Source organism: Paraniabella aurantiaca (assembly GCF_050309965.1).
In the GTDB taxonomy this organism is placed as follows: domain Bacteria; phylum Bacteroidota; class Bacteroidia; order Chitinophagales; family Chitinophagaceae; genus Niabella.
Genome location: NZ_JBLOSY010000002.1, coordinates 1,800,904 through 1,814,250, shown reverse-complemented (window position 1 = coordinate 1,814,250; position 13,347 = coordinate 1,800,904). Strand labels below are relative to the sequence as shown.

At 41.6% G+C, this 13,347-nt stretch carries 7 protein-coding genes; 5 read left to right on the top strand and 2 right to left on the bottom strand.

The annotated features are described in order from the left end of the window. Positions 1–16 precede the first annotated feature (16 nt). The 5 genes from ACLOAU_RS21790 (at position 17) to ACLOAU_RS21770 (ending at position 8,292) form a co-directional block, all read left to right on the top strand. Complete coding sequence (locus ACLOAU_RS21790) at positions 17–2,416, top strand: ABC transporter permease (protein WP_427864022.1); 2,400 nt, start codon at positions 17–19, stop codon at positions 2,414–2,416. Between the two features lie 37 nt (positions 2,417–2,453). Beyond that, complete coding sequence (locus ACLOAU_RS21785) at positions 2,454–4,826, top strand: ABC transporter permease (RefSeq protein ID WP_427864021.1); 2,373 nt, start codon at positions 2,454–2,456, stop codon at positions 4,824–4,826. Positions 4,827–4,908: 82 nt separating this feature from the next. Continuing rightward, the gene (locus ACLOAU_RS21780; RefSeq protein WP_427864020.1) at positions 4,909–5,571 is read left to right on the top strand and encodes an ABC transporter ATP-binding protein; all 663 of its coding nucleotides are present in this window, start codon (positions 4,909–4,911) and stop codon (positions 5,569–5,571) included. 114 nt (positions 5,572–5,685) lie between these two features. After that, positions 5,686–7,029 carry a TolC family protein gene (locus ACLOAU_RS21775; protein ID WP_427864019.1) on the top strand — a complete coding sequence of 448 codons (1,344 nt, stop codon included), beginning with the start codon at positions 5,686–5,688 and terminating at the stop codon, positions 7,027–7,029. A gap of 648 nt (positions 7,030–7,677) precedes the next feature. After that, entirely contained in the window at positions 7,678–8,292 is a 615-nt protein-coding gene (locus tag ACLOAU_RS21770; protein WP_427864018.1) for a hypothetical protein, read from the top strand. A gap of 519 nt (positions 8,293–8,811) precedes the next feature. Here the strand turns inward: ACLOAU_RS21770 and ACLOAU_RS21765 are convergent. Together ACLOAU_RS21765 and ACLOAU_RS21760 are read right to left on the bottom strand one after the other, a co-directional pair. Next, complete coding sequence (locus ACLOAU_RS21765) at positions 8,812–10,179, bottom strand: TolC family protein (protein ID WP_427864017.1); 1,368 nt, start codon at positions 10,177–10,179, stop codon at positions 8,812–8,814. Continuing rightward, the gene (locus tag ACLOAU_RS21760) at positions 10,148–13,279 is read right to left on the bottom strand and encodes an efflux RND transporter permease subunit (protein ID WP_427864016.1); all 3,132 of its coding nucleotides are present in this window, start codon (positions 13,277–13,279) and stop codon (positions 10,148–10,150) included. The genes ACLOAU_RS21765 and ACLOAU_RS21760 overlap by 32 nt, the downstream gene beginning before the upstream one ends. Positions 13,280–13,347: the final 68 nt, after the last annotated feature.

Here is a 13,347-nt window from a genome sequence, read left to right as displayed (position 1 = left end):
CCCAACTGTCTGATATATGTTCCGGAATTATATAAAAATAGCGTGGAGAAATATTGTAAAGAGCAGGTTTTACACCGCTATCACTGTTATAGGCCTGGCTACAGGGATTGCATTTACATTGATTATTGCCGCGTATGTATGGGGGGAATTGCAGGTAAACAGAAATTTGAAAAATATAGCGCAACACTATGTTATCCAAAGCAAATGGAAAAACCCGGGCGAAGGATTCGAAATTGCAACGCTCGGACCGCTGGCGAAAACCCTGAAGGAAGAATATCCTAATCTCGTAAAAAATTATTACCGGTTTGATGGTATTACATCAAGCATTTATAAAAAGGACAAAAGCTTCAGGGAAAGTATCCAGATCGGCGACAGCACTCTATTAAATATGTATGGCTTCAGGCTGATAGACGGTGATGCATCTACAGCACTTACACAACCTTTTACTATTGTCATAACAGAGCATGCTGCTCAAAAATATTTTGGCAAAACAAATATTGTCGGGCAAACTCTAACCGTAGAAAACTTTTCCGGAGCAAAACATGATTTTCAAATTACCGGTGTACTAAGCAAGCATGCTAAAAATTCCGTGACACAGCTTTCAGAAGATTATCCGAGTAATTTTTTTATATCCAACTACAACCTGGATTTTTTTAACCGGGATATGAGCTGGCAAAACCCTTCAATTGCTAATTATATTGAGCTTCAGCAGGGCGTTTCTGCAAGAGATCTGGAACAGCCTATCGCTCAAATTATGAAAAGGCATGCGCCATCTAAGTTCCGGGAAGACCTTACCCCCTATCTTGTACCGCTGACAACTTATTACCTTGATCAAAATAACGGAGTTGTAAGAAAAATGATATATGCCTTATCAGCAGTAGCATTATTTATACTGGGTATGGCGGTTATCAATTTTATCAATATGTCGGTAAGCCGCTCTTCGGCAAGAATGAGGGAAATTGGCATCAGGAAAGTGCTGGGCGGCATAAAAAAACAACTGGTCATCCAGTTTCTTACCGAATCAGTCATTATTGTATTGCTGGCCACAGTGGTGGGCTTTATAGTATACCTGCTTACTCAAGGCTTCTTTAGCAACCTGCTTGGCAAAAACATTCCTTCCCTTAACGATTTCCCGGTTTATTATATTGTATACCCCCTGCTATTCATTTTTCTTGTGGGTACCGGAGCCGGTCTTTATCCTGCTTTTGTACTTGCATCCTTAAAATCGGTTGAGTCGCTTAAAGGAAAATCAGCCTCTATAAAAGACAATGTGCTATTACGTAAAGGACTTGTAGCTTTTCAGTTTATTACAGCAACAGTTGCTTTTGTCGGAGCTATTGTTATTTCAAAACAGGTTAACTTCTTCCTGAGCAAAAAACTGGGATATAACAAAGACTATATTATATCAGCACAGGTGCCAAGGGACTGGTCTCAGGCAGGGGTTGATAAAATGATAGCAATAAGAAACCAGTTTAAAATGCTGCCCGGGATCAAAGACGTCTCCTTGTCTTACGAGGTTCCGGACGGAAATAATGTAGGGCAAGCTTATATCTACCGCCAGGGTGCAGATACCGCAAAAGCCTTACCTATGCAATTCCTCAGCTCCGATGAGCAGTTCATTAAACTGTACCAGATCTCCTTAACAGACGGAACCGGCTTTCAGGGTAACAGACTTGATTCGGGCAATATAATTATGAATAAAACAGCCATTGAATCTCTGGGTTTTCATGATACCGAAGATGCTATAGGTCAGCAAGTACGGTTTTTAGGCGATCCTACTATTTTTAAAATTACCGGCGTTACCAGCGACTTTCATTTTGGCTCGATGCAACAAAAAGTGCAACCTGTTATTATAGCCAATGTGCAGTTTTCACAAATATACCGGTACCTGTCGTTTAAACTTACTCCGGGGAACCTGTCTTCTGATATTGATATATTGCAAAAAAAGTGGGCAGCATTACTTGGCAACGCCCCCTTTGAGTATAAATTTATGGACGACACCTTAGCCAATTTATATAAATCGGAAATACAATTAAAGAAGGCCGCGTATGTAGCTGCAATATTGGCATTGATCATTGTACTGCTTGGCGTAATAGGGTTGATATCATTAAGCATCCGGCACCGCACCAAAGAAATCGGGATCAGGAAGGTGCTGGGCTCATCCGTTACAGGCATTCTGCTTCTCTTTATCAGGGATTTCCTGGTGATCGTATTAATTGGTGGCCTGATCGCCTGCCCGGTAGCTTATCTCATAATGAGCAACTGGCTAAGAGATTATGCATACCGGATAAACCTCACGTCAACACCCTTTATTATTTCCGTGGCATGCCTGGCATTCGTCACCATCGCACTCATCAGTTTACAAACGATAAAAACAGCTTTAACAAACCCGGTAAAGAGCTTAAGAACCGAATAAAACGGAATGTCACGAATACCAAATCTTAAATATTAATATGCTCAGAAATTATATCAAAATAGCCTGGAGAAATATACTTAACTCAATTGGATACAGCATCTTAAATGTAACGGGGCTTGCTATAGGCATGTGTGTAACACTGTTAATTAGTTTTTGGGTGCACCATCAGTATTCATTTGACAGGTTCCTGCCGGAGTATCAATCTGTTTATCGTGTGCAAAGAAACTTTAATAGTAATGGCGATACGCTTACTTTCGCTACAACATCGCTAAAACTAGCTGATGCTTTACGTACACAAATTCCGGAAATACAATATGTAGCGGAAAGCGACTGGGTACGAAATCATGTATTACTTGTTGGCACAAAAAAGTTATATGTAAATGGTACCATTGCAGGCACAGATATTTTTAAAATCCTGCAACATCCGTTCATTAAAGGCAATGCCGATGCGGCATTTAAAGATGCCTATTCAATAGTATTAACTCAATCGCTGGCTAAATCGCTTTTTGGCAATGAAGATGCAGCCATAAATAAAACGATCCGTTTCGATAACGCACACGATCTTACAGTAACGGGTATTATTAAAGATGTACCGTCAAATGCAACATTTAGATTTGATTATATAGTTCCCAGCTCCTACATATATGCCACTAACCCGCAAATAAAGATAGACGGCTTAAGTAGCTTCAGTAATAATAATCTCCAGATATTAGTGAAGTTAAAACCGGGGGTTTCTTATGAGCAGGTTGCACCCAAAATCAGGAATATAGAGCACATTGAAAAAGGCAATACCAATGCCATGAATTCTTATGTAATACTGCAACCAATGGATCGATGGCACTTGTATTCTAACTATATTAACGGTAAAGACACCGCAGGCTTTTTGAGCTATGTAAAAATGTTTTCGATTATCGGTTTGCTGGTCTTGATTATAGCCTGCATTAATTTCATCAACCTAACAACAGCACGTTCAGACAAAAGAGCAAAAGAGGTAGGGGTAAAAAAAGCCGTTGGCTCTCAAAAAAAACAGCTTGTTATTCAATTCCTGACAGAGTCATTGCTGCTAACAATGATCGCTTTTGTTTTTGCATTTCTTTTTACATTATTATTATTGCCTGCATTCAATACATTAACCCAGAGTCATATTAGCATGCCGGTCGATAATTTCTATTTCTGGCTGGTAGTTATAGGGTGTTTATTTATGATTACCTTATTTGCAGGTGGCAGACCCGCCTTTCATCTCTCCTCATTTAATCCGGTCAAAGTATTAAAAGGTTCTTTCCCAACAGGTCATTCTTCTTTTTCAAGAAAACTGCTGGTTATTATACAGTTCAGTTGTTCCGTCGCGCTAATCATTAGTACCATTATCATCTATAGACAAATTCAATATGCAAAGAACAGACCCAGCGGTTATAGTTTAAGCAGGTTGATGTCAACTAATATGAACGATAATTTGCAAAAAAATTTCGCTGTTTTAAAGAATGAATTAATATCAAAAGGAATTGCTTCATCGGTTACAACTGCAACAAGTCCTGCAACTGATATTTGGTGGCACTCTGATATTGATAACTGGCCTGGTAAAAACGCAGCCGAAACGGTTGAGATGGGCACTATACTCGTGTCGGAAGATTATTTTAAAACAGTTGGAATGAATATGCAGGAAGGAAGGGATTTTTCAAATGCTGCTGATACGACAAGCGTAATATTTAATGAAGCGGCAATTAAACGGCTACGATTGAAAAATCCTGTAGGGCAAAAGATAACGTGGCAGGAGAAAAATTATACCATTGCCGGAGTGGTAAAAGATGCCTTAATGGTATCACCTTTTAAGACTGCAGATCCAACAATGTTTTTTTGCGTACCAGAGCCGCAGGGGAATCTGTTATACAAGTTATCTGCTAACAAAGAAACGCATCATTCTATTGTGCAGCTAACTGAAATTTTTAATAAATATGCCCCGGCTTACCCGTATGAGTATGCTTTTTCCGACCAGCAATATGCAACGAAGTTTAACCTGGAACAATTAATAGGAAAGCTGGCAGCCTTATTTGCTGCGTTCTCAATTTTTATATCCTGCCTTGGTTTGTTTGGATTAGCGGCTTACGTTGCAGAGCAGCGCAGAAAAGAAATAGGTATTAGAAAAGTACTGGGTGCATCAGTACGGCAGGTATGGGTTTTATTATCTAAAGACTTTCTGCTATTAGTGCTGATCAGCTGTTTAATTGCTACGCCTATTTCCTTTTACTTTTTGCATAACTGGCTATTGAATTATGATTATCGCGTCAGCATTGGGTTTAGCGTTTTTGTATTGAGTACACTGTTGGCTTTATCAATCACTATTCTGACAGTCTCTTTTCAATCTATCAAAGCTGCCATAGCTAATCCTGTGAAGAGCCTGAGAACTGAGTAAGGTAAATATCTGCAATAAAGAATTAAACATACATTAAATAAAATCGATCAGCACCAGCTGGTATTTAAAAACATAAATCTCAATGTTAGAACTTAAAAAAATATACAAGTGGGTTAACAATGGTAATCAGCGCATTTTTTTGCTAAAAGACATCAACCTCTCCATTAACGAAGGTGAATTTGTTTCTATTATGGGACCGTCAGGATCCGGAAAGTCAACCTTACTGAATGTCATCGGCATGCTGGATGGGTTCGATGAAGGAGCTTATCATTTTTTGGGCGAGTCGGTACACCAGCTAAAAGAAAAGCAAAGAACCAATTTGTACAAGCAGCATATCGGTTTTGTGTTCCAGGCGTATCACCTCATCGACGAATTAACCGTTTACGAAAATATTGAAACGCCTTTATTGTACCAGAATGTAAAAGGAAGCGAACGCAAGGCAATGGTTGCTGATATATTGGACCGTTTTAATATTGTAGCCAAGAAAGACCTGTTCCCTGCACAGTTGTCGGGCGGCCAGCAACAATTGGTAGGTATTGCACGTGCATTGATTGCCCGGCCAAAGTTATTACTGGCTGATGAGCCTACCGGTAATCTCAATTCCAAACAGGGTGAAGAGATCATGGAACTATTTACCCAACTCAACAAAGAAGGCACCACTATTATACAAGTAACCCATTCAGAGAAAAATGCAACTTACGGCAACCGCATCATTAGCTTGCTGGATGGCACTATTGAAAACTAAACCGTTAATAAGGCAGGATATTAAAACAGTACAATTACAATGAAGGACCAAGCCAGGATATTTTTATTATGTCTTTTTATAAGCACAGGCATCCTAAGCCATGCCCAAAAAACAATGACACTTCAGCAGTGTATTGATACCGGCATACAAAATAATTTTGATGTAGAGCAAAGACGCATTTCGGAACAATCGGAACAACTGGATTATAAACAAGCCAAACTCAGCCTGCTACCCGACTTAAACGGAAACGCCGGACATGGATTCAACCAGGGACGCAGCATCGACCCTTTCACGAATTCGCCCGTAACACAATCGTTCAATTCGTCTAATTTTAGTTTAAGTAGCGGCCTTGTATTGTTCAGCGGACTGTCCAGGATGAATAATATAAAAAGGGCAGATCTCGGCCGGAAAGCTGCCCAAATGGAGCTGCAGCAGGAAAAAGATAACCTGGCTATCAATATTATTCTTGCGTACCTGCAGGTATTAAGTCTTAACGAGCAAGCTCACCTTGTAGCAGACCAGGCCAGGTTATCGGCACAACAGGTAGAACGCCTGGATATATTAAATAAAGAGGGTGCCATCAAACCATCAGAGCTATCTGACCTCAAAGGCCAGTTTGCCAACGACCGGCTTACGATTACCGACAATAAAAACAACCTAGGTAATGCCCGATTAAGCTTGTTCAGGTTAATGAATATCACCTATGACTCAACGATCATATTTGAAGAAATAAACAGCGATTTTTCTGTAGCAGACAACAGGAGTTCAAACAGTATCTACCAGTCTGCATTACAGCAGCTGGCACTGGTTAAAGCCGTTGATTTACGTATACTCAGCTCAATCAAATCAGTACAAGTGGCCAGGGGTGCGCTATGGCCTACCTTGAGCCTCGGTGGAAATGCCTATACACAATACTCCAGCGTAGCCAGGCAAAACCTGGTACAAAATCCGAGTTTCAATCAAACAGAAGATTATGTTGCTATTAACGGACAACAATACCCGGTATTCGTAAAAAAGGATAATTACCTGAGTAGCCCTATTCCTTATGGCACACAGCTGAACAATAACCTGAACTCATCGCTTAGTCTTACTTTGAGCATCCCTATTTTTAACGCCTTTCAACAGCGCACCAAAATCAAGCAGGCACAGCTGGAAGTGAAACGTAAGGCAACCATAGCGGCAGATACCAAAAGACAATTACAACAGGAAATCGATGTGGCAGCGCTGAATATGCAAACTGCTGTTGAAAAATACCAAACCCTTTTGCAACAGGTAGCTGCTTACAAAGAGTCTTTTGATGCTGCTGAAGCAAGATTTACAGAAGGTGTAGGTAATTCCATTGATTACTTAACTGCAAAAAATAATGTAGACAGAGCCAACCGAAACCTGGTAAATGCACGTTACGATTACATTTTAAGACTTAAGATCCTTGACTTTTATAGTAACAATAGATTTTAATTCACGGGAAATTATAAATACAGAAAGTGCGCGTGAAGACACGCGCAGGGCTTAGATTATTTAACCGCCAAAAATAACCTGGACCGGGCTAACCGCAATCTCGTCAACGTCCGTTACGATTATATACTCAGAAAAAAGGTTCTCGATTTTTATAGCAACAATGCATTCTAAGGGTGCAATTCAAACTAACGTGCATGCCGCGCAACGGCTGCTTATTTAAAAGCCACGGGAAGATGTAAAGCCTGGTAAAGATGCATACCAATAAAATTGAACAGGCGATGGCTGCGTACCTACGGCACGCAAATATTCATTAACCTTATGAGACTATAATGAGTTTGCCTCTATGCAAAGGCGTTCGGGCTAAGGTTGCCTTCAAAACCATACCGGGTCATGCGTTTGATTTTTAGTTTTTCAGCACAGTAAAAACAGGCCCGTTCCGTACGAATATTTCTCAAAAGCCCGCGAATATTAATTGGGCTGTAAAATGATTCATCGCGCTTTTATATTTGAAAAAACAATTCTAAAGCGTTATGAAATGACTATAAAAATTTTCGAGCCAACCAGCCTGCCGGCTGGCAGGTTCGTACCTGAAGCAATGAAAATTTTTATACAAATTACATGTGGCCACAAAACAATAAAAATTAATACATGAAACTCAACAATACTATTGCAGCCCTGGTTGGCTTTTTTATTCTTGGCTTGTCGGCCTGTAATGCCGTTAAAGAAAATTTTGGAGGAGGTGTAGATATGAGCCAGCAAGACCAGGTAAACAAAGTACCGGGCATTATTGCCAAGAAGATACAGCCGGAGGAACAACTCCTCGAGATCGATTTTGACTTTAATAACAGCCAGTCTTTTACGCAGGAAGCAAAAGCCGTTGAAGTAGTAAAAGCTGATGGTCTCAAGGCGATAACGATAAGCCTGAATACAGAAGATTCTATAGGTTCCAAGAGCAAGGAAGCCTTTGCATGGTACAAGGATATGGTTCGATACGCCAAGCCCCTATCGCAATTCGATTTTTCAAAGATAGGCCAGCATGTTAACGAGGCCATCCAGCAAATTGATGGAAATGCCTACGAGTATGCAGGACTAGGTAATTACACATTAAAAGTAGGGAAAGGTGGTATCAGCCACGAATTTGATATCCAGACCACTAAAAAAGGAGAATCGTCAAAGCAAAATGGTAGAATGATTACCACCAACTATTACGAACTGAATTTCGAAGTAACTCCAGAGGGAAAACTTATTAATAAATCAAAGTAAGTATCGCTTCTTCTCCGGGCTCACTGATAGGAGCCGGCAAACCCATGATATATGGGTTTTCTTATTTCACAGTTCAACTGTCTGTACAAAAAAACCTTATAGACTTCCAAAAAAAGTAAAGATAAAAGCTGAACTGCATTGGCCGTTTCTAACCACCCCTTTTTTGCCGGAGATTGAACATATTTTTGCCGGCAATAAATCCAGCCAAATTCATGTTTTTGGGGCAGTTTTGGCTGGATTTAAATATCCGCTCATAATAAACAGGTATCAAAAATATTATTACATATAGTTCCCTCTTCCCCGTCAGTGGAAACACTGAGCAGGGTTATACTGATGTTAGTACCTCCACCAACCGTCCAGATACATTTCGAAAAAATTAATGCCGGTTTATTATCACGTCGATTGTGCCATTGGTGGAGTATCTCAACAACATCACCCATTCTATCATCCGGATTAATTCACCTATCGCCGGGCTGTTGGTTAAAGACGTGACAGCAGCCGCAGGGATGTATAACTCTATTATTTTATAATATCGCCCTTTAACCGCAACAGTTCGGTTTCTGCCAGTTTCAGGTTATAACGTGCTGCTATCAGGCGGTCATAAGCCTGTGCCAGGCTTAGCTGTGCTTCTCTTAATTGCACAAGGGTAGCTGCACCCAGCTTATAGGTTTCAAATACAATAGTTACGTTCTCTTCTGCCAGGGCAATGCTTTCTTCCTCCAGCTTTAAAAACTTTTGTTGCTGTTGATAATCCTTAAAAGCATTAATAACCGAAAGGTTGATCAGCGAGCGCTGGTTTTCCAGGCTTAGTTCCTGCAGGTTAACACTCAACTGGTCCTGCCTGATCTGCCTGCGCACCCTGAACTGGTTAAAGATCGGAACCGTAGCAGTAAAACCATAATTATATCCATTGAGCTGATTAAACAAAGTAGAGAAGTTGTTCAATACTCTTTTATTAACCGTTCGACTGTAATTATAAGCGGTACCAAATGCAATGGTTGGCCATAACCCGGCCTTTGTTTCCTTTAATGTATATTTTGCCACATCAATATTCGAACGGGCCAGTAACAGATCGGGATTTGTTTTTTCAATACCCTCCTGTATGTCACCAAGAGCAATGGTTTCATTTAAAGGAATGGTATCAGGTATTGAAAACTCGTGTTCTTTAATATTACTGTTCATGACCTGTATCAGTTGCTGCTTTAACTGGCCGATCAATGTTTCCTGTTGCATTTTAAGCGACTTTTGCTCGTTCAGATCTACCTTACTCTGCAATACATCGGGTTTGGCGCCACTACCTATTTCCAGCTTATATTGCGCCAGGCGTGACCGGTCATTATTTAACCTGATCTGTACATCTGTAGCCTTAATCAATTGCTGCTGACGCGAGATATTATAATAGGTGTTCACCACCTGCGCCACTGTATTTATAACCTGTGCTTTCGCGGTATATGAACCCGCTTCCAGCAAGGCTACGGCTTTATCCCGGGTGGCAAACATGCGGAATCCATCAAATAATACCCAATCCAGTCCTATACTGGCCTGCAGGTTGTTGGAGCGGACCCCGTTTGATTTTCGTTCGGTACCATCTGCTAAAGTCTGGCGCTGGTTATTATTATTAAAGGTACGGGCCGCATCTGCATTAACCGTTGGTAAAAAAACAGCATTGCGATAACTATAATCAATTGCTGCTACCAGCGAATCATTCCTGGAGATCTGTATATCATAATTATTCTGCAACGCAGTAGCGATAGCTTCCTCCAGGGTCAATACCCGCTGCGCTCCGGCATCCAAAGTAAGGGCCATCCATACCAACAGCAGTGCCCAGTACCGATGCCGGTACAATCGCTTTATTTTAATGTTTTGTATCATGCTCACGCGCTTCATTTGTTTTAGCAAGTTCCTGCTCTTCATCTGCCAACACCTCTTCAAAAGTTTTCACTTCCTTACCCGACGCCATATAACTGTAAATAGCCGGCAGTACGTACAGTGTTAGCACCAGCGAAAATATAATGCCGCCGACAATTACAATACCTAACGGGATACGGCTGGTAGCCGCAGCACCCAACGACATGGCAATCGGCAATGCGCCTAAAGCCATAGCCAGGCTCGTCATCAAAATCGGGCGCAAACGCTGACCTGCGGCATACACCACAGCCTCGGTTTTGCCCATCCCCTTTTTTTCACGGCTCTGGTTGGCAAACTCAACAATTAGAATACCGTTTTTGGTTACCAGGCCTATCAACATGATCATACCTATTTGTGAAAATATATTAAAGGTCTGGCCAAATATCCAAAGGGAAATAAAAGCCCCTGCAAAAGCCATAGGTACTGTAAGAATGATTATAAATGGATCGATAAAGCTTTCGAACTGTGCTGCCAGGATCAGGTATATTAATCCAATAGCCAGCAACAGGGCAAACATAGTATTACCACTGCTCTCAGCAAAGTCGCGGGCCGAGCCGGTTAACGAAGTAGTAAAGGTTTCGTCCAGTAATTTTTTAGAGATACGCTCCATTTCCTTAACTCCGTCACCTACAGTATATCCTTCAGCCAGGTTGGCCGATACCGTTGCCGACTTATAGCGATTGAAGCGGTAAATAGTAGGCGGAGTGGTTGATTCAACCGAATTGGTAATATTATCCAGGCTGATCAGTTGGCCGGCATTATTGCGCACAAAGATCTTTTTAAGGTCATTGGGATCATCTCTGTCAATCCTGTCTACCTGCGCCATTACCTGGTATTGTTTACCACTGCGGGTAAAATATCCCAGCCGTTGGTTACTGTAAGCAGTCTGCAGGGCCTGCGACACATCTGCAATAGACACACCCAGTTGCGCGGCTTTCAGGCGGTCTACATGTATTCTCAGCTCGGGCTTATTAAATTTAAGATCCGCATCTACCTGGGTTAAGATCTCACTTTTATTAGCCTCATCTAAAAATTGAGGCAATATATCCGAAAGCTTATCAAAGTCGTTGTTCTGCAATACAAATTGTACCGCCTGGCCTCCACGACGGTTTACCTGTATGGTTTGATCCTGGTTGGCAAATGCCCTGGCCTCCGTGTATTTTGAAACATGCCTGTTTACATATTCCACTATTTCTTTTTGAGATCGATCCCGCTCGTCGGGCTTCACCAACCTTACCCTGATCATACCATTATTGGCGGCCCCACTCATTCTCGAACCGGTTATCGAAAGTACAATCTCATGTTCGGGTACCGAATCGATGAGGAATTGTGAAACCTTGTTCACGTATTGATCCATGGCCAGGAAAGAAGTTCCCTCCGGTGCGGTTAAACTTAACCTGAACTGGCTTTTATCTTCCATCGGCGCCAGCTCCGACTGTATATTGGTAAACAGGAAATAAATAACCACGAAACAGGCTGCGATCACCACCCAGGCAATCCAGCGCAACTTCATAAATGATTTCAGGGTACGCTCATACAGGCTTTCCATGCCCGTAAAAAAGGGTTCTGTTTTCAGGTAGAACCAGGAATGCTTATGTACATCTTTTTTGGAAATAAACACATTGAGTACCGGCGTTAACGTGAGCGATACAAATGCCGATATCAATACGGCGCCAGCTACTACAATACCAAATTCCCTGAACAGACGGCCTACAAAACCTTCCAGGAACACGATGGGCAAAAACACCACTGCAAGTGTAATAGAGGTAGCAATAACGGCAAAGTAAATTTCTTTAGATCCTTCCAGCGCCGCCTTGCGCTTGCTCATGCCCTGCTCCAGTTTCTTAAAGATATTCTCTGTCACCACAATACCATCATCTACCACCAGCCCTGTTGCCAATACAATCGCCAAAAGCGTTAATACATTAATGGTGTATCCCATAATGTACATGATAAAGAAAGCGCCGATCAATGAAACAGGGATATCGATCAGCGGTCGAATAGACAATAACCAGTCCCTAAAAAACAGGTAGACAATCAATACAACCAACCCTATCGCTATGATAAGTGTTTCCTCTACCTCAAGAATCGACTTCTTGATATACTCCGTCTGGTCTAAAGCAATATTGAGCTTAATATCAGCAGGTACTTCCTTTTTAACATCTTCCAGCCGCTTGTAAAACTCGTCTGAAATGGATACATAATTAGCACCCGGCTGGGGAACAATGGCCAGCGCCACCATTGGTACTGCACTTTCCTTCAAAGCGCTTTCTTCATTTTCCGGTCCTAGTACCACATTAGCTACGTCTTTAACACGTATGTCGCTTCCGTTTACATTTTTTATCACGATATTGGCAAACTCCTCTTCTGTATCCAGCCGGCCGAAAGTGCGAATGGTCAGTTCGGTATTATCACCGGTTAACTTACCCGAAGGTAGTTCAATATTTTCCCTTTGTAAGGCCGATTGAATTTCTTCCGGGGTAATATCAAAAGCCGCCATTTTATTGGGGTCCAGCCAAAGCCGCATGGCAAACCTCTTCTCACCCCAGGTATCAATACTACTTACACCAGGTATCGTTTGCAACCGGTCTATTAAAATGTTATTGGCATATTCGGTAAGCTCCAGCGGGTTTTTAGTATCGCTTTGTACCGTCATCGATAGAATCGGTTCCGCACTGGCATCTGCCTTGCTTACCGACGATGGGGCTTCCAGGTCTGGTGGTAATTGTCTTTGCGCTGCCGCCACTTTATCTCTTACATCATTCGCAGCCGCCTCCAGGTCCACACCCACATCAAACTCTACGTTAATACTGCTGCTCCCGTTACTACTGCTCGATGTGATATTGCGGATCCCCGGAATACCGTTAATAGCATCTTCCAGGGGCTCTGTAATCTGTGATTCAATAATGTCTGCATTAGCTCCCGCATAAGTAGTACGCACACCAATATTAGGAGGATCAATTGCCGGGTAATCCCTTACCCCAAGGAATTTAAAGGCAATAACACCAAATACGATAATGACCACATTCATCACTATCGCCAGTACCGGCCTTCTTAAACTTAATTCAGAAATATTCACTCGTAGACGTTGAACTTTAGATGTTAGATATTAGATACCGGATACTTGATACTTGATATTCCCTACTT

Excerpts from the sequence above, each read along its gene's own strand:
- ACLOAU_RS21765 (WP_427864017.1), bottom strand. The coding sequence starts at position 10,179 with ATGAAGCGCGTGAGCATGATACAAAACATTAAAATAAAGCGATTGTAC.
- ACLOAU_RS21785 (WP_427864021.1), top strand. The coding sequence starts at position 2,454 with ATGCTCAGAAATTATATCAAAATAGCCTGGAGAAATATACTTAACTCA.
- ACLOAU_RS21775 (WP_427864019.1), top strand. The coding sequence starts at position 5,686 with ATGACACTTCAGCAGTGTATTGATACCGGCATACAAAATAATTTTGAT.
- ACLOAU_RS21790 (WP_427864022.1), top strand. The coding sequence starts at position 17 with ATGTTCCGGAATTATATAAAAATAGCGTGGAGAAATATTGTAAAGAGC.
- ACLOAU_RS21780 (WP_427864020.1), top strand. The coding sequence starts at position 4,909 with ATGTTAGAACTTAAAAAAATATACAAGTGGGTTAACAATGGTAATCAG.
- ACLOAU_RS21770 (WP_427864018.1), top strand. The coding sequence starts at position 7,678 with ATGAAACTCAACAATACTATTGCAGCCCTGGTTGGCTTTTTTATTCTT.